Genomic DNA, 17,272 nt, shown 5'->3' on the forward strand with positions numbered 1-17,272 from the left:
AGTGTGTTATTTTTTCTTTTTAGTTGCTGGTTTTGATCCTGATTTAGCTGGTTTTGTTTCCGCTTTTGTCTCTGGTTTCGCTTTTTCAGTTACGACTTCATTTGGGGTATTTTTTTCTGCTGTTTTAGAAAATAATTCAGCGTTTTCAAACCATTGATTACCTACAACAGTTCCATCTGGTTTAAGAAATCCCCATTTTCCTTCGTTTTTTACTCTGGCAAGACCATCAATAAATCCTTTGTCTTGCTGTACAAATAAAGCAATGACGAATCCGTTTGAAGTAATACCATATTGCGTTGGAATAACTAATTTTCCTGTTTCATTGATAAAACCCCAATTTTTTTCTTTTATAGGAGCCAGTCCGTTTGAACTGAAAACTTCTGCATCACTATAAGTTGGCGGAATAACAAATTCTGCTTTTGGGTTTATATATCCCCATTTAGACCCCACACAAACCGGAGCTAAATTTTTAGAGAATGCTTTTGCTTTATCATAAATAGGAGTAATTACCCAATTTCCTTTAAGGTCAATGAATCCAATTTTACCGTTCTTTTTGGCATAAGTCAGATCTTGTGTTTCAAAGTCCCAGATTTTTTCGGCGCCATCAACAGCAATAAAATTTCCGGAACTTACAATTCCAAACGTCTTATCTTTTCTTGCCCAGGTTGTATTTTTAAAATAGTTTCCTATTTCGTCATACGAAGGTTCTATTAGTTCCTTACCCGAAGCATTAATGATTCCCCATTTTTTATTGTTTTCAACTCTTGCAAAACCATTTTCAAAAGGTTTTATCTGATCGTATTTTGGCTCTAAAACAACAGCCATTTTTGAATTGATTAATCCAATTTTATTGGCTTGTTTTATAAAGGCAACACCATTATTAAAATCAAATAATTTTTCGGAAGCAGGCGCTTTAAGAATTTCTCCTTTTGTATTGATATAAACCCATTCCTTATCTTTTTGCACGATAGCAATTCCGCTGTTAAAATCTTTGGCATTTTCAAAAGATGCAGGAATTACCCAGCTTCCTTTGGTATCAATAAATCCCCATTTTCCACCATTTTCGACAGCTGCTAAACCATCAGAAAAGCTTTTTGCAGATTTGTATTGAGGTTCTATTTTAAAAGATCCATCTTTAGAAATATATCCAATTTTTGAATTCTTTTTAACTAATGCCAATTCCTGACTATTAACAAATTGAATAACGAATAGCAACAAAAAAATAAGTGGTTTTTTCATGGTTTTAAAATTCAATATTAATAAAAAAGTAACGATTAACTATTGATTAGATAATCTTTTACCTGCTGAACAAACGGATACATTACCTGATCTTCCTTAAATACAGGAATTATTTTTCTAACATCGTCATACCATTTTTTGGTAACCGATGAAATTTTATCTTTTTGCTGTAAATAATCAATCGCCTGAACAATTGTAATTAATTCGATAGCCAAAACTTCAAAAGAATTCTCGATTACTTTTGATGTAATTACTGCCGAGTTGGTACCCATACTTACAATATCCTGATTGTCATTGTTGTTCGGGATACTATGAACGTACATTGGGTTTGATAACATCTGGCTTTCGGCAGTTGTTGAAGTTGCAACAAACTGAACTCCCTGCATTCCGAAATTAAATCCTAATGTTCCTAAATTAACAAAAGGAGGAAGAATTTCGTTGATTTTTGAATTCAGCAAATAATTCAGCTGACGTTCTGCCAACATCGTTAATTTGGTAATAACAATTTTTAATTTATCCATTTCAAGCGAAATATAATCGCCGTGGAAATTACCTCCGTGATAAACGTGTTTGTTTTTTACGTCGATAATCGGGTTGTCATTTGCCGAGTTAAATTCGTCTTCTAAAATAGAAGCAACATTATTGATTGTTTCTAAAACGGGACCTAAAATTTGAGGCACGCAACGTAATGAATAATATTCCTGTACTTTTTCCTTGAAAATTTCTTCGGTATTTTCTCCAGAATATAAATGGTCTTCTCTTTTACGGATTAAAGTACTGTCAGAAAGGTTGGCTCTCATTTTTGCAGCCACTTCCTGTTGTCCTTTATGACGTTTTGTTTGGTTTAATTCTTCAGAAAAGTGATCGTCATAAGCCTGAACCAATTCGTTAATGGCGCAAGAAGCTTTTAATGACCAGTCTAATAATTTATTAGCATAATGCACATTTACAACTCCAATTCCGGTCATTACAGAAGTTCCGTTAATTAACGCAAGACCTTCTCTGATTTCTACCTGAATAGGTTTTAAACCTTCAATTTCAAAAACTTCTGAAGTTGGTCTTCTGTCTCCTTTATAAAAAACTTCGCCTTCTCCAATTAAAACTAAAGCTAAATGGGATAGTTGTACTAAATCTCCACTTGCTCCAACACCACCGTGTTCAAAAATTAACGGAGTAATATCTCTGTTAATTAATTCGGCCATTAAGTGAATTACAGAAGGGTGAACTCCTGAATTACCTAGTGATAAGGTGTTTAATCGCGCTAAGATTGCTGCTTTTGCACAAACCGGGCTTAACGGTTTTCCTGTTCCTGATGAGTGGCTTCTGATTAAATTATATTGTAACTGAATCTGATCTGATTCTTTAATTCGATATTGAGCCATTGGGCCAAAACCAGTATTCACTCCATAAATAACTTTGTTTCCTGAAAATTCTTTCAGGAAATTAAAGCTTTCATTTACTCGATTCAATACAACGTCGCTCACAACAACTTTGTTATTTCCAAATATTATGGACTCGAATTCTGCTAAACTTAAATATTCATTAATTGTATTCATTAAATTGTTTTTGGTTGTGCTAATTTAATTTTATTTATCAAAATAATTGTAGTTATTTTGATGATGGCAAATGTAGTTTAATAATTGATAACATTTTTAATATGATAAAGGAGTTTGTAGATGTTTTAGTAATAGGTGCAGGACCGTCCGGATGTGTTTCGGCATCTTATCTACACAAAAACAATATTAAGATAAAAGTTGTAGAAAAAACAAAGTTTCCAAGACTGGTTGTTGGCGAAAGCCTTATTCCCAGAGTAATGGATCATTTTGAGGAAGCAGAACTTTTTGAATGCCTGGATGCAATGAATTTTGAAAAAAAACTCGGAGCTCGTTTTATCAGAGGAGAAGAAATTTGTGTTTTTGATTTTAGCCAGAAGTTTGGAGAAGGCTGGGATTGGACATGGCAGGTGCCAAGAGCTGATTTTGACAACACAATGGCTCAGGAAGTTATTAGAAAAGGAATAGATTTAGAATTTGAAACAGAAGTTCTGGAAGTTTCTTTTGAAGGAAAAAATTCGAAAACAATTGTAAAAGATAAGGACGGAAATTTAAAAGAAATTCACGCTAAATTCATTATCGATTCCAGTGGATACGGACGTGTATTGCCAAGACTTTTAGATCTCGATACGCCATCAAAATTAGATCCGCATTCTTCGATATTTACACACGTAAAAGACATCAACAGACCGGAAGGCGAGGAAGGAACTCAGATTTCATTTGATATTCTGGAAACCGAAGTTTGGTTATGGGTAATTCCTTTTTCTAACGGAAATACAAGTTTAGGAGTTGTTGGACCAACAGATTTTATTAATTCGCTTTCAGAAAATAAAGATAATGCTGAGGCTTTAAGAAATGCAATTCAAAAATCTGATTATTATATTAAAAGATTTAAAGGAACAGAGTTTTTGTTTGAACCGGTAAAACTGGAGAATTATTCAAGAGCCGTAAAAAGAATGTATGGTGATGGTTTTGCCTTAACAGGAAATAGTTCTGAATTTTTAGATCCTGTGTTTTCATCTGGGGTTGCGTTTGCGACTGAATCCGGAATGCTGGCAGCAAAATTATACATCAAAGAATCGCAAGGAATTGAAGTGGATTGGGAAGTTGAGTTTACTGAATATATGAAACGTGGAATTGCTGTTTTTACCACTTATGTAAAAGAATGGTACACCGGAAATCTTCAGACTTTATTCTTCCATCAACCGGAAAACCCTGAAGTAAAAGAGAAAATATGTTCGGTTCTCGCAGGTTATGTCTGGAACGAAGAAAATCCGTTTGTAAAGAAACACGATCACGTGATCCAGAATATGGCGTATTTACTGAATATGCAAAAAGAACAAAACGAAAACCCTAGTGCAAACTAGGGTTTTTTGTTTATTTCAACTCAAATATTTTCTCCATCAAAACCCATTTCTCACCCGGTTTTGCCCACGGTAAAGCTTGCTGAAATTTCCACATTAATTTTTCCCATTCCTGAACTTTTGGGTTTGCGGCATCTGCTTTTGATTTTTTTTCGAACGAAAAATCAGCATCAGGTTCTATGATCATAAAGAGTCTGTTTCCTGTGCAATAAATATCGAGAACAGAGATTCCGGTGCTTTTGATGCTTTCTGTTATTTCTGGCCAAATGTTTTGGTGTAGGGTTTTATATTCTTCAATTAAATTAGGATCGTCTTTTAGGTCTAGGGCTAGACAGAATTTTTGTGTGGTCATAATATATAAGTAGAAAAGTTAGATTATTCAAATAAGGTATCTGAAGGGGTAATTTACAAAAAAAAAGACTGTCGTTTATGGACAGTCTTTTTATACTTCAAAAAATAATATAGTAAAAAATTATACTACCAGAATTTAACATACAAAGCCACAATAATCAATAATGTTATTACGATTAAAACTGTAGTTTGTGGTTTTACTTTAAACATTTCAGAGTCAATTTCAAACGCTTTAGGATTTACTTTTGGACCAGCGAAACTAATCAAAATCATCGCCAACATGGTAAAGAAGAATGATAATCCCATACAGATATGGAACGGAATTTCGAATGCACCTTTTCCGTTAGGATAAGCTGTATATAATAAAGTTTCGTTTCCAAATAACATTGGAGCATATTCGTTGAATAATACTGATAAAACAAATCCTAAAATTACACCCACAATTGCAGCAGTTCCGGTTGTTCTTTTCCAGAACATACCAAGGAAAAACATAGCAAAAACTCCAGGGCTAATAAATCCGGTGTATTTTTGGATATAAGTAAATCCACCAACTCCGCCAATTCCTAAAATATCATTCCATGTAAATAATACTGCTAAAAGCATTGCAGCAAAAACGGCAATTCTACCAATATTTACCTGTTGTTTTTCGCCAGCTTCTTTTTGAATATATTTTTTATGAATATCTAATGTATAAATTGTAGAGATACTGTTTACTTTTCCAGCCAATGAAGCCACAATTGCAGCAGTTAAAGCCGCAACAGAAAGTCCTTTTAAACCTGTTGGCAAGAACGTTAATACAGCAGAATAAGCGCCGTCTTTTCCTCCAACCAATTGAGGTAAATGTCCGTTTTGGTATAAAACGAAAGCAGCAATACCAGGCAACATTACGATTAATGGCATTAATAATTTTAGCATACCTGCAAATAAGATACCTGTACGTGCAGTTTGTAAATCGGCACCAAGAGCTCTTTGCGTAATATATTGGTTACATCCCCAATAGTTTAAGTTGATGATCCAGATACCTGCAACATATGACATTAACCCCGGGAAAGTTAAATATTTGTCTATTTCAAGTTGAGATGACGTTGCAGTTGGTTTTGGAATTATCATTTTGAAATGCTCAGGAGCTTCTCTCATTAAAACTTTGAAACCTGCAATTGCATTTTCGCCTACGCCAAAATATTGTCCAACAGTTGTAAGTGCGATATAAGAAGTTACCAAACCTCCGATAATTAAAACGGCCACCTGAATAACATCAGTATAAGCTACAACTTTCATTCCTCCAAGAGAAATAAGCAATGCAAATAAAGCCAATCCAACCATAATAACATGAAGATATTCTCCTCCGGCAAGACCATTAATAGCAACAGCTCCTAAATATAATATGGAAGTTAAGTTTACAAAAACATACAAAAACAACCAGAAAACGGCCATAATCAATGCAGTCGATTCGTTATAACGTGTTTTTAAAAATTGAGGCATGGTGTAAATCTTATTTTTAAGATATACAGGAATAAACCAAACGGCAACGATAATTAAGGCAACAGCAGCAAGCCACTCATAAGCAGCAACGGCAATTCCTAAAAAGAAACCTTCACCACTCATCCCGATGAATTGTTCTGCCGAAATATTTGAGGCGATTAAAGATGCACCAATAGCCCACCAGGTTAAATTTCCTTCAGCCAAAAAATAAGCTTTAGCATCTTGTTCGTCTTTTTTACGTTTATGGTAAATTGTATAACCGTAGACGGATACTACGATAAAGTAGATAATAAATACCGCATAATCTGCGAAAGCAAGGTTCTGGTTCATTGTTAGTAGTCTTTTAAAAAATTAGTATAGGGTGTTTGTTTAATTTGTTTTAAAAAGTTTAATCTCTAAAACTGGTTTTTTTGTTGTTTAAATCAAGTTTAAATATGATATGTGTTTTTATTCTCTTATTTTTTTATGAAAAAAAGAACGAAAGCCAAAAGTAAAATAAAAATCCATATATCCGCCAAAAACAAATGTGTTTTTCACATTTATACAGGACATATTTGTGTTAAATTTATTTTTCTTATTTACTTATGCTTCTTCAAAGCGACTTTTTTCTTTGTTTTTATAATGTACAGTTGATAGCTCTCTTAAAATTTCGGCACTTTTTTCGGGAGTAATATCTCGCTGTGATTCACCCAGCATTTCGTAGCCAACCATGAATTTTTTTACACTTGCAGATCTTAGCAAAGGCGGATAAAAATGCATGTGAAAATGCCATTCAGGATGCTCAAAACCATCGGTTGGTGCCTGATGGATTCCTGATGAATATGGAAAAGAAGTATTGAATAGATTATCGTATTTTGTCGTTAATTCTTTTAGAATTGTAGCATAAGCAAGAGTTTCCTCTTCTGTAAGATCAGTGATTTTACCAAAAGATCTTTTGCTGATAATCATTGTTTCATATGGCCAGATTGCCCAAAACGGTACCAAAGCCACAAAATGATCATTTTCAATAACAATTCTTTCGCCGGATCTTAATTCGGCCTGAAGGTAATCGGAGAGTAATGTTTTCTGATTTTTATCGTAATATGCTTTTAAACTGTTATGTGTTTTTTCAACCTGAGTTGGCAATGATGACTGCGCCCAAATTTGTCCATGCGGGTGCGGGTTACTGCAACCCATAACACTTCCTTTATTTTCAAAAATCTGAACGTGATTAATGTATTTGATATTTCCTAAATCTGTGTATTCTTTTTGCCATGTTTTAATGATGTTTTCAATTTCATTAATACTCATTTCCGGCAACGTAAGGTCGTGTCTTGGTGAAAAACAAACCACTCTCGAAATTCCGCGCTCAGGCTGTGCTTTAAAAAAGGTGTGTTTAATATCTTCTTCAAAAATAATTTCATCCTGTTTCATTGCGGCAAAATCATTTTCAAATACAAAACTGTCTTTGTAGTCTGGATTGCTCACCCCGTTTGCACGAACATTTCCGGGGCATAAATAACAGGTTGAATCGTATTTTGGCAATGCTTCTGTTGCTACTGTTTCATTTTGTCCTTGCCACGGACGTTTTGCGCGATGAGGTGAAACTAAAACCCATTCATTAATTAAAGGGTTGTAACGTCTGTGCGGGTCTTCGTTAATGTCAAAATTTTTCATTGTTGTGGTATTAAAGTAGTGTTGTTCCGTTTGCGATTTTTACATCGTAAAATTTTAGTTCGATACCAAATATATCTAAATAAAGATTTGCAAACTTATTTTTTACCTCATTTTCGTGACCTTTTTTTATTAAATTTATAGTACAGCCACCAAAACCACCTCCCATTAACCTCGAACCAATCACGTTATCATCTGCTTTTGCAGTATCTACAAGCATATCCAGCTCTTCACAGCTTACTGCATATTCCTGAGACAGACCATAATGCGTTTCAAAAAGCAATTGTCCTAAAAGTTCTATATTTCCGTTATCCAGCGCTTCGCAGGCTTTGGTAACACGCTTAATTTCTTTAACTACAAAGTGAACTCTTTTAAAAACAGTTTCATTCATTTTGTCGCGAATGCTTAAAACCTGCTCTTCTGTACAATCCCTGAAACTTTTTACTTCAGGAAAATTATTTTTTATAATGGATAAACCTTCTTCACATTCAATTCTTCTTGTATTATATTCAGATGTAAAAAGCGAATGTTTTACATTACTGTCAAATAAAACCAAAGAATAATCTTTAAAATTGGCATCGTGATATTCAAATTCAAGTGTATTGCAATCTAGTTTTATAACCTTATTTTCAAGACCGTGTACGCTCGAAAACTGATCCATAATTCCGCAATTGATTCCCACCCAATGCTCTGCTTTTTGACCCATCAAAGCAATATCAACCTTATTAATAGTAAGATTGTAAAGTTCTTTGATTCCGAAAAGCATTCCGCATTCTAAAGCCGCAGAAGAAGATAAGCCCGAACCAACAGGAATATTGCTGCTAAAAACACAATTAAAACCTTCAAAAGAAAAACCATTATCCTGCAATTGTTTAATAACACCACGAATATAATTGGTCCAGACTACATCAGTTAATTGAATTTCCTGAGTTAAATCAATTTCGAATTCTTCGTTTAAATCAACGGCAATTACTTTTGATTTTGAAGAATTGCTTTTTTCGAATGCAAAACAAATTATTTTGTCAATAGCGGCAGGTAAAACATAACCGTCATTATAATCTACGTGTTCTCCGATAATATTAATTCTGCCTGGAGAAAGTACAATTTTTTGAGGAGCAGATCCAAAAGATTTCTCAAAAAATGCGGTTGTGTTTTGTATTAAAATGTCATTCATTGGGTAATAAATAAATATTATTTTTTTATGATTTCTAGCTTATTTTCTGAAACTGATAAACTGTTTTTTGATGGTATTGTTCTCCTTTTTTCAAAATCGAATTCGGAAAATGAGCATGATTTGGCGCATCCGGAAAATTTTGCGTTTCAAAACAAATTCCGCTTGACGGATGATAATCTGCGTTTTCTTTTCCTTTCAAAGTATCAAAACAATTTCCGCCTACATACACATGCACACTTGGCTGATCTGTAAACACATTCATTTTTAGATTGTTTTTTGTACTGAATAATGTCGCAGCAATTTCATTTTTAGATTCAATTACAAATGAATTATCAATAACGGCCGGACAATTTTTTGCAGATCTGAAATCAAAAGCATGACCAGAAAGAGCAGTGAATTTTCCAGACGGAATATTATCAGGTTTTGTCTCTAAAATTTTATCAGAATTGACAAACATTTCCTGATCCAGAACTGAAGAATCATGACCGTTGAGGTTAAAATAACTATGATGTGTCAGGTTTATAATCGTATCTTCTGTAGTTATTGCCTTATATTCTAATTGTAATTCGTTTTCTTCGGTTAATGTATAAGTTAAGCCGACTTGTAATTCTCCGGGAAAATTTTCGTCTAAATTTTCACTTAACAAACGCAGCGTTATAGATGGATTTTTACCATGTGTTAAATTAGTAAAAGACCATACTTTTTTTCCAAAACCTTCATTTCCACCGTGTAAAGTATTGCCGTTGTTATTTCCGGCCAATTGAAAAGTGGTATCATTTAAAGTAAAATTTCCTTTATTGATTCTTCCCGCATAGCGCCCAACGGTAGTTCCAAAATAAGGTGCGCTCGGCAAATTATAAGATTCAAGATAAGCCTCCAGATTATCAAAGCCCAAAACCACATCTGCGAGTTTTCCGTTTTCAAGAGGAATCTGTAATGAAGTAACGGTTGCACCATAATTAATGATTTGTACTTTCATTCCGTTTTCATTTGATAATTCAAAAGAATAAATCTTCTCTCCGTCAGGCATTAAACCAAACAATTTAGCTGAAGATATATCGATTAAATGCGATATGTGTTTTAATTCCATCAAAAAATTATTAAAAATGAAATCCAAAAATAGAAACATTTTAAAATTTTACATACCAGTACCTACCAGTTTTTAGTATATTGCACAAAAATTCTTTTTTTATGAATATAATTTCTATTCAAAATAATCTCGGCCTTCCAAAATATAAACAGATTATTCTTTCAATTGAAAAAGCAATCGAAGAAGAAAAGTTGGTAAAAGGCGACCGCCTGCCATCGGTAAATAAAGTTTGTCTGGCTTTTAATTTATCTCGTGATACAGTTTTGTTAGGTTATGATGAACTCAAAAAAAGAGGTATAATTTATGCCATTCCCGGAAAAGGTTATTACGTTAAAAGCGTCGAAACCACTATAAAACAGAAGATTTTTTTGCTTTTTGATGAGTTAAACAGTTTCAAGGAAGATATCTATAATTCGTTTTTAAAGAACATCGGAAAAAATGTTCAGGTCGATATTTTCTTTCATCATTTTAATGTTCCCGTTTTTCAAAAGCTTATAAACGACAGCAACGGAAATTACACCAAATACATTATCATGCCCACCAACTTAAACGATATAGCTTATTCGATAAAAACCCTACCAGTAGGTGACGTAATTATACTCGATCAAACCAATCCTGATTTAAAAATATATCCTGCTATTTATCAAAATCATCAAAAAGATATTTTTGAAGGTTTGGTAAAAGGAAAATCAAGATTGAATAAATACAAAAAACTGATTTTGATTTTTCCGGGATTTAGAGAACCGTTGGGAATGAAAATTGGCTTTGAAGATTTTTGTACCGAATATGATTTTGAATCTGAAATAATAACCGAATTTACGAACAGAGAAATTACGATTGGGGATCTTTACATTATTCCGAATGACAGAGATTTGGTTCGTGTAATCGAAAATGCCAGGGACCAAAACCTGAAATTGGGAAATGATTTCGGAATTATTTCCTATAATGAAACCCCGCTTAAAAAAATTGTAGCAAACGGAATTACCACGATTTCAACTCATTTTGAAGCCATGGGAAAAATTTTGGCAGAAATGGTTTTAAAAGGAAAAAGAGAGCAAATAGAAAATAAATCTTCGTTGATTATGCGAAACTCGTTATAAACACAGATTTCACGAATTGTCACGAATTCATATAACAGTAAAGCTTGTGAAATTAATTACACAAACAAAATTCGTGATAATTAGTGAAATTCGTGTTTTATTTCACAGTACAAACAAGTTTTGTTTAATAAATCAGTAAGCTTTTAATTAAAAAACAATTTATTGTTTTAATAGAATTATTTTATATACATTTGTAAATGTAAATTCTACACTTATTTTTTATTAATGTGGATTAAAAAGAAAAATAATTTGTTAGTTTTTTAATTAGTAGTTTTATTGAAGGAAAAAACCCTGAAAGATTGTAGCTTTCAGGGTTTGTTTTTTTAAAGTATTTTTTTCACTTTTTTATAAGTTCAGAACAAAATCGTTCAATAATTTTTCCTCGTATTTTTCTTTGTTGAAAGTGTAGAGATAAGATCCCTTGCGGGAAGACTGCATATCTTTTTCGTCTAGTTTATTCAGGATTTCCAGAGAATTAATTTTGCTGATGAAGTTTCGTTTATCTAATTCCTTGCTCAAAATGGCTTCATATAATTCCAGTAATTGTCGCATCGTGAATTTTTCAGGCAGCAATTCAAATCCAATTGGTTTAATCGAAGTTCTGTAACGTAATCTTCTAATGGCATTTTTTACCATTTCATTGTGGTCGAAAATTAAATTTGGTGCTTCAGCAATAGGAAACCATTCTGCATGGTAATTTTTAATAAGCTCAGTATTGTGATTTTCAATATTAATCAATGCATAATAAGAAACTGAAATAGTTCTTTCGACCGGGTCACGATCGATTTCGCTATAGGCATAAAGCTGCTCCATATATATATCATTCAATCCCGTATAAGTATTCAAAATTCTGATGGCAGCGTTATCTAATACTTCATCGCGTTTTAAAAAACCACCAATTAAGGACCATTTTCCCTTTTCAGGTTCAAAATCCCTTTGAATAAGAAGAATTTTCAATCCCTGGTGATCAAATCCAAAAATGATACAATCTACTGCTAATAAAACCTTATCTGCAGAGCTATAACTGTTTAGCATATTCTATAATTTATTGGTAAATATATAAACTTCCTCATAGGTTTCATAATTTTATTAATGTAGATTTTACACTTACATAATCAATGAGTCAAAAATAGAGTTAAAAAACTGACTTTTAGTAAAAAAGAGCATTCAAATTTCTCTTTTATGGTTCTTTTAGAACAAAAACAGGATAGTTACAGGACGCTTTTTTGAAAAAAATTCAATTAAAATGAAAAAACCAACACATTTAAAATAAGTTTTTATTTACAAAAATAATATTTTTTTCATTTTAAATACTTAAAAAACAGCGTATTTATAAATCTTTTTTTACTACCGTTTTTTTGATTAAAAAAGCGCTTTTTAGTAAAAAGTGTATATTTTACACAATTAACATTCAAAAAACGTTTCTTTTTTAAAAATAATGTTAATTTTTTAAATGTTTATTTCACACTTAAATTATCAGATATATTTTTTTTCACTCTTTTTTTTATGATATTAATTTGTTTTTCACTCTTTTTTTTATTTAAATTTACAAATGTAAGATTAACACTTATAATAACCACACTAACCAACCTTAAAATTAACCAGTATGTCAAACCACAAATTATTGTTGTATTGCAATTATTTATTGCCAAAAAAAGAATGGCTTTTAGCAGTATTAATGCTGCTATTTTCTGCTAATCAATTGTCTGCTCAAGGCAAAGAAATTAAAGGAATTGTTACTTCGGCACAAGACAATTTGCCTTTGCCGGGCGTGAACATTATGATAAAAGGAACAAAAACAGTTGCCGTAACTGGATTTGATGGAGAATATATAATTAAGGCATCTCCAAATGATGTTTTAGTTTTTTCATTTATAGGATTTCAAAACAAAGAGATAGCAGTAGGCGGTCAATCAAAAATTGATGCGGCGCTTACTGAAGATACCAACAAACTAAACGAAGTTGTAGTTATTGGGTATGGAACACAAAAGAAATCAGATCTTACGGGATCTGTAAGTGTTGTCAACCTGGAATCGGCTAAAAAAACGGTAACTTATGATGCTGCAAAAATGCTTCAGGGCCAGGTACCGGGAGTTACAGTACAATCATCAGGAGAACCGGGTGGTTTTGTCAATGTAAAAATTAGAGGTATAACTTCATTCACCAATAATAACCCTCTTTTTGTTATTGACGGAATTATGGTTGATGCTCCATACGATTTTGCGCCGGGAGAAATAGAATCGATGCAGGTTTTAAAAGATGCTTCTTCGGCTGCGATTTATGGTGTTCGTGGAGCAAACGGAGTTGTAATTATTACAACAAAAAAAGGAAAAGCCGGCAGAATGGATATCAAATTTAAATCTATTGTCGGGCTTCAGGATGTGGCTAAAAAATGGGATGTAACAGATCGTGTAGGATATCAAACCATTACTAACGAAGCAGAAAGAAACAGAGATCTTAGAGCCGGAGTTCCGGTAAGTATTGCTCCGGGAAATAATCCGGCAAGTCCTTCTTATATTTCAAATGTTGATACTGATTGGCAGAAAGAAGGTTTACAAACCGGAGTTGTACAAAATCAGACTCTTACATTTGGCGGAGGAGCAGAAAGTATCATGTACAGCTTTAATGTTGATTATTTTAAAAACACCAGTTACTTCAAAACGCCGCAAGATTATGAAAGATTGTCTACCAATTTAAATCTAAACGGTAAAAAAGGAAAATTCAAATACGGGGCAAAAATCGCTTACACTCAATCTGATAAAGAAATTTTTAACGAATATAATGTTGGCCAAACAGCTATTAGTGATTTATTAGGCGCTATACCAACAATGCCTGTATATGATTCTAACAGGCTGGGTGGTTACGGAGGTACAGATAACCTGACACAAAGAGCAATTTCGATGAACCCAATTGGTTATAATAATCTGATTGAAAATACCGGAAAAAGAAATCGTTTTATTGGTGATATCTGGGGTGAAGTCGAAATTGTAAAAGGACTTAAATACAAACTCGATGTAAGTTACGACAGAACCGATTGGCAAAACAGAAAATTTATGCCGCCAAGTGATTTAGGATGGTATTATATTACAACAAATGATGAAGCTTCTTTAGATGTTGCCAATGGAAATGAGTTGAGAACTTTCATGAACAATATATTAACGTATGAAGTTTCGCTTGGCAAGCACAAAATCGAAGCTTTGGCAGGATGGATTCAGGAAAGAAGAGATAATTACAACCATTGGTCAAAAGGTGTAGGATACGAGCCTGGTGAAATTAGTATGCTTCAATATGCTGATTCGAGAGATGCGGGAGAAACTAAATTTACAATTACCGGAATATCGTATATCAGCAGATTAAATTATTCTTATGATGACAGGTATTTACTTCAGGCAAATTTCAGACAGGATAAAACATCGCTTTTTAGCGAAAAAAATAATTCGGCAAATTTTTATTCCTTTTCAGGAGGATGGAAAATTAGCAACGAAAAGTTTTTAAAATTACCAGACTGGATCAGTAACATCAAACTTAGAGGAGGTTATGGAACATTGGGTAACAATACAATTCCGCAATACTTTTTTGCTTCAACAGTAAACAGTTTTGCAGGTTATGATTTTAATAATGAGCTTGCTCCGGGAACAACCGTAGTTGCAGCACTAGACCCGAATGTAAAATGGGAAAAAACAAGCAGCGCCAACGTTGCATTGGAGTTAGGATTTCTTGACAACGATTTACAATTTACAGCAGAATATTTTACAAAAAAGGTTACTGATATTTTAGTTAGAGTGCCTTTGCCTTTTTCTACAGGAGCTTTTCCGGCAGATATTTTTACCAATGCAGGAGATATGAAAAATCATGGTTTGGAGTTTACAGCATCATACAGTAATCATCACCATAAATTTAAATATGATATATCGGCCAATTTCGGAACATTGAAAAATGAAGTGACCAAAATTGGAGTTAATGGAAACCCGCTTTACGGAGCGGTTTCAAAAACAGAAGTAGGAAGATCGGTGGGAGAACTTTTTGCCTGGGAAGCTATTGGAATTTTTCAAAATGCAGCCGAAGTTACCTCTTCTCCAACCCAAACCGGAGCAGCACCCGGAGATATCAAATTTAGAGATGTAAATAATGATGGAATTATTACTGATGCTGACAGAACTTTTCAGGGAGTATCAATTCCTAAATATGGTTTCGGTTTAAATTTTAGCGCTTCGTATTCAAACTTTGATTTCTCGATGTTCTGGCAGGGAAGTGGCGGAAACAAGGTTTTTAATGCCATGTACCGCAATTTAATGATAGGACAATACACGAATCATCATGTAGATGAATTAAATTACTGGACACCTACCAATACCAATACTAATATTCCCGCTCCTGTAATTGGCGACCCAAACGGAAATGCCAGAGACTCCAACAGATTTATAGAAAGTGGTGACTATGTGAGACTACAAACGATGGAAATTGGATTTAACATTCCTTTGAATGATAAATTTATTCAAAAAGCCAAAGTTTATATCAACGGTCAAAATTTGCTGACCATTTCAAAATATAAAGGTTATGATCCTGATTTTAATAGCGAAGGATTACTGTCAAGAGGATATGATGGAGGATCTTTTCCAAATCCGAGAACAATTTCTTTAGGAGTAGAGGTAAGTTTCTAAACTGATTTAACCAATTTAAAACGTATTAAAATGAAATATAATATATATAACTATATAGCTGTTTTCTTTTCACTTGCTATGCTTACAACCAGCTGTGTTGAAAATGAAGATTTAGTACAGCTTGATCCAACTAATGATGCAGTAGATTCATTTTGGAAAACAGATCAGGATGCGCTGGAAGGAGTAAACGCCGCTTACGGAAGTTTACTAACAGACGGAACTTACATGCGCAGTACACCGCTTTTATTAGATGCAAAAGCAGATGATGCCCGTACAAATAGTCCGTGGGCATCGATGTATAATGTGGGACATTTCAATTCAAATGTAGCTGATGCCGCAATTTACGGCTGGGCTTTTGAAACCTATTATCAGGGAATTTATCGTGCCAATCAGGTTTTAACAAATGTGCCGAATATTGCATTTACAGACGCAGCATTAAAAAACAGAATATTAGGACAAGCCTATTTTTTAAGAGGATTGTACTTGTTTCATGCCGTAAACTTGTTCAAAAATGTTCCTTTACCAACAGAATTAGCGGTTTATTATCCACAAAAAACACAGGCAGAAGGCTGGGCGCAGGTGATTTCTGACTTTAAAACGGCTTCCGAATTATTACCAACTTCATATGATGGTGTTTCAGGTCTTGATGCGGGTCAAAAAGGACGTGCCACAAAAGGTGCCGCTTTAGGATATTTAGGAAAAGCTTATTTGTTTACCAAAGATTTCACAAACGCCAGAACAACATTCAAACAAGTTATAGATCTTGGAATTTATTCATTGGTTTCAAACTACCGTGATAATTTTACTACTGCCAACGAAAACAATTCAGAATCTCTTTTTGAAGTGCAATTTAGCAGAGACGCCGGTGGTGTTGAATTAGGTTGGGGCGGCGCTCCGACTTCTGGTTGGGGGAAAACTTCGGCAAGAGCCATAACGTATGCACCAAGAGCTTTTGGGTGGACAGATGTACAGCCAACATGGGCACTTTTTAATGAATATCAGGAAGAAAAAACAACGGCAAATACAATCGATCCGCGTTTGGATGCTACGATATTTTATAACAAACCGGGAACCAAATTATATGGTAAAGATTTTGCGGTATTTTATGCTTCAAGTCCGGCAGATTTAAACGATTTATTCTGTAGAAAATACCAAAATTCAGACGGAGAATTTGCAGACGAATACGATTGGCGTTCCGGTATCAACGAGCGATTATTGCGTTATGCCGATATTCTTTTAATGTATGCAGAATGTTTAAACGAAACAGGCGACACTCCCGGAGCCTACGGATATATTCAAATGGTACGAAACAGAGTGGGTTTGCCGGATTTGGCTACTGTAAAACCGGGAATGACACAGGATCAAATGAGAGATCAGATTGGGCATGAAAGATTTTTAGAATTTCCTCTTGAAGGACATCGTTTTGATGATATTCGTCGTTGGGGATGGCTTCAGGATGCCACAAAATTAGAATGGCTGAAATCAAGAGATGCAGAATTTAATTCGTACCTGCCAGGAAGAGAATATTTCCCAATTCCACAACTGGAAAAAGATAACAATCCGGGAATAATTCAGAACGACAGTTATTAAAAAAAGTTTTCAGTCT

General features: G+C 33.8%; 12 protein-coding genes. 4 read left to right on the forward strand and 8 right to left on the reverse strand.

Features of this window, described 5'->3' with window-relative positions; genetic code table 11:
- Positions 1 to 6 precede the first annotated feature (6 nt).
- A complete protein-coding gene (locus tag BUE22_RS07995; RefSeq protein WP_073394507.1) occupies positions 7 to 1,239 on the reverse strand; it encodes a WG repeat-containing protein in 1,233 nt (410 codons plus the stop codon).
- Between the two features lie 35 nt (positions 1,240 to 1,274).
- On the reverse strand, positions 1,275 to 2,795 hold the full coding sequence (locus BUE22_RS08000) for a flexirubin biosynthesis tyrosine ammonia-lyase FlxA (RefSeq protein WP_073394508.1): 1,521 nt from the start codon (positions 2,793 to 2,795) through the stop codon (positions 1,275 to 1,277).
- A 101-nt stretch (positions 2,796 to 2,896) separates the two neighbouring features.
- Between BUE22_RS08000 and BUE22_RS08005 the strand changes: the two genes are divergently transcribed.
- Positions 2,897 to 4,159: an NAD(P)/FAD-dependent oxidoreductase gene (locus tag BUE22_RS08005; protein WP_073394509.1), complete on the forward strand. Its 1,263-nt coding sequence runs from the start codon at positions 2,897 to 2,899 to the stop codon at positions 4,157 to 4,159.
- 10 nt (positions 4,160 to 4,169) lie between these two features.
- Here BUE22_RS08005 and BUE22_RS08010 read toward each other — a convergent pair whose 3' ends face one another.
- The 5 genes from BUE22_RS08010 to BUE22_RS08030 all read right to left on the reverse strand — a co-directional run bounded on the left by BUE22_RS08010 (position 4,170) and on the right by BUE22_RS08030 (position 9,906).
- Positions 4,170 to 4,508 (reverse strand): L-rhamnose mutarotase, encoded by a 339-nt coding sequence (locus BUE22_RS08010; protein ID WP_073394510.1) that lies wholly within the window; start codon positions 4,506 to 4,508, stop codon positions 4,170 to 4,172.
- A gap of 125 nt (positions 4,509 to 4,633) precedes the next feature.
- Positions 4,634 to 6,319, reverse strand: a complete 1,686-nt coding sequence (locus tag BUE22_RS08015) for a sodium/sugar symporter (protein WP_073394511.1) — start codon at positions 6,317 to 6,319, stop codon at positions 4,634 to 4,636.
- A gap of 252 nt (positions 6,320 to 6,571) precedes the next feature.
- Positions 6,572 to 7,645: a UDP-glucose--hexose-1-phosphate uridylyltransferase gene (locus BUE22_RS08020; RefSeq protein ID WP_073394512.1), complete on the reverse strand. Its 1,074-nt coding sequence runs from the start codon at positions 7,643 to 7,645 to the stop codon at positions 6,572 to 6,574.
- 10 nt (positions 7,646 to 7,655) lie between these two features.
- Complete coding sequence (galK, locus tag BUE22_RS08025; RefSeq protein ID WP_073394513.1) at positions 7,656 to 8,816, reverse strand: galactokinase; 1,161 nt, start codon at positions 8,814 to 8,816, stop codon at positions 7,656 to 7,658.
- Positions 8,817 to 8,850: 34 nt separating this feature from the next.
- The gene (locus BUE22_RS08030) at positions 8,851 to 9,906 is read right to left on the reverse strand and encodes an aldose epimerase family protein (RefSeq protein ID WP_073394514.1); all 1,056 of its coding nucleotides are present in this window, start codon (positions 9,904 to 9,906) and stop codon (positions 8,851 to 8,853) included.
- Between the two features lie 101 nt (positions 9,907 to 10,007).
- Between BUE22_RS08030 and BUE22_RS08035 the strand changes: the two genes are divergently transcribed.
- Positions 10,008 to 11,006: a GntR family transcriptional regulator gene (locus BUE22_RS08035; RefSeq protein ID WP_073394515.1), complete on the forward strand. Its 999-nt coding sequence runs from the start codon at positions 10,008 to 10,010 to the stop codon at positions 11,004 to 11,006.
- A 345-nt stretch (positions 11,007 to 11,351) separates the two neighbouring features.
- Here BUE22_RS08035 and BUE22_RS08040 read toward each other — a convergent pair whose 3' ends face one another.
- Complete coding sequence (locus BUE22_RS08040) at positions 11,352 to 12,041, reverse strand: NUDIX hydrolase (RefSeq protein ID WP_042564814.1); 690 nt, start codon at positions 12,039 to 12,041, stop codon at positions 11,352 to 11,354.
- 571 nt (positions 12,042 to 12,612) lie between these two features.
- Between BUE22_RS08040 and BUE22_RS08045 the strand changes: the two genes are divergently transcribed.
- Together BUE22_RS08045 and BUE22_RS08050 are read left to right on the forward strand one after the other, a co-directional pair.
- The gene (locus BUE22_RS08045; protein WP_073394516.1) at positions 12,613 to 15,666 is read left to right on the forward strand and encodes a SusC/RagA family TonB-linked outer membrane protein; all 3,054 of its coding nucleotides are present in this window, start codon (positions 12,613 to 12,615) and stop codon (positions 15,664 to 15,666) included.
- A gap of 30 nt (positions 15,667 to 15,696) precedes the next feature.
- Positions 15,697 to 17,256 carry a RagB/SusD family nutrient uptake outer membrane protein gene (locus BUE22_RS08050; RefSeq protein WP_073394517.1) on the forward strand — a complete coding sequence of 520 codons (1,560 nt, stop codon included), beginning with the start codon at positions 15,697 to 15,699 and terminating at the stop codon, positions 17,254 to 17,256.
- The last annotated feature ends 16 nt before the right edge of the window (positions 17,257 to 17,272 follow it).

Source organism: Flavobacterium pectinovorum, assembly GCF_900142715.1.
Lineage (GTDB): Bacteria > Bacteroidota > Bacteroidia > Flavobacteriales > Flavobacteriaceae > Flavobacterium > Flavobacterium pectinovorum.

Bases quoted from the DNA above. Each gene is read 5' to 3' on its own strand.
- BUE22_RS08005 (WP_073394509.1), top strand. From the start codon at position 2,897: ATGATAAAGGAGTTTGTAGATGTTTTAGTAATAGGTGCAGGACCGTCC.
- BUE22_RS07995 (WP_073394507.1), bottom strand. From the start codon at position 1,239: ATGAAAAAACCACTTATTTTTTTGTTGCTATTCGTTATTCAATTTGTT.
- BUE22_RS08000 (WP_073394508.1), bottom strand. From the start codon at position 2,795: ATGAATACAATTAATGAATATTTAAGTTTAGCAGAATTCGAGTCCATA.
- BUE22_RS08010 (WP_073394510.1), bottom strand. From the start codon at position 4,508: ATGACCACACAAAAATTCTGTCTAGCCCTAGACCTAAAAGACGATCCT.
- galK (WP_073394513.1), bottom strand. From the start codon at position 8,816: ATGAATGACATTTTAATACAAAACACAACCGCATTTTTTGAGAAATCT.
- BUE22_RS08050 (WP_073394517.1), top strand. From the start codon at position 15,697: ATGAAATATAATATATATAACTATATAGCTGTTTTCTTTTCACTTGCT.
- BUE22_RS08040 (WP_042564814.1), bottom strand. From the start codon at position 12,041: ATGCTAAACAGTTATAGCTCTGCAGATAAGGTTTTATTAGCAGTAGAT.
- BUE22_RS08045 (WP_073394516.1), top strand. From the start codon at position 12,613: ATGTCAAACCACAAATTATTGTTGTATTGCAATTATTTATTGCCAAAA.
- BUE22_RS08035 (WP_073394515.1), top strand. From the start codon at position 10,008: ATGAATATAATTTCTATTCAAAATAATCTCGGCCTTCCAAAATATAAA.
- BUE22_RS08020 (WP_073394512.1), bottom strand. From the start codon at position 7,645: ATGAAAAATTTTGACATTAACGAAGACCCGCACAGACGTTACAACCCT.
- BUE22_RS08030 (WP_073394514.1), bottom strand. From the start codon at position 9,906: ATGGAATTAAAACACATATCGCATTTAATCGATATATCTTCAGCTAAA.
- BUE22_RS08015 (WP_073394511.1), bottom strand. From the start codon at position 6,319: ATGAACCAGAACCTTGCTTTCGCAGATTATGCGGTATTTATTATCTAC.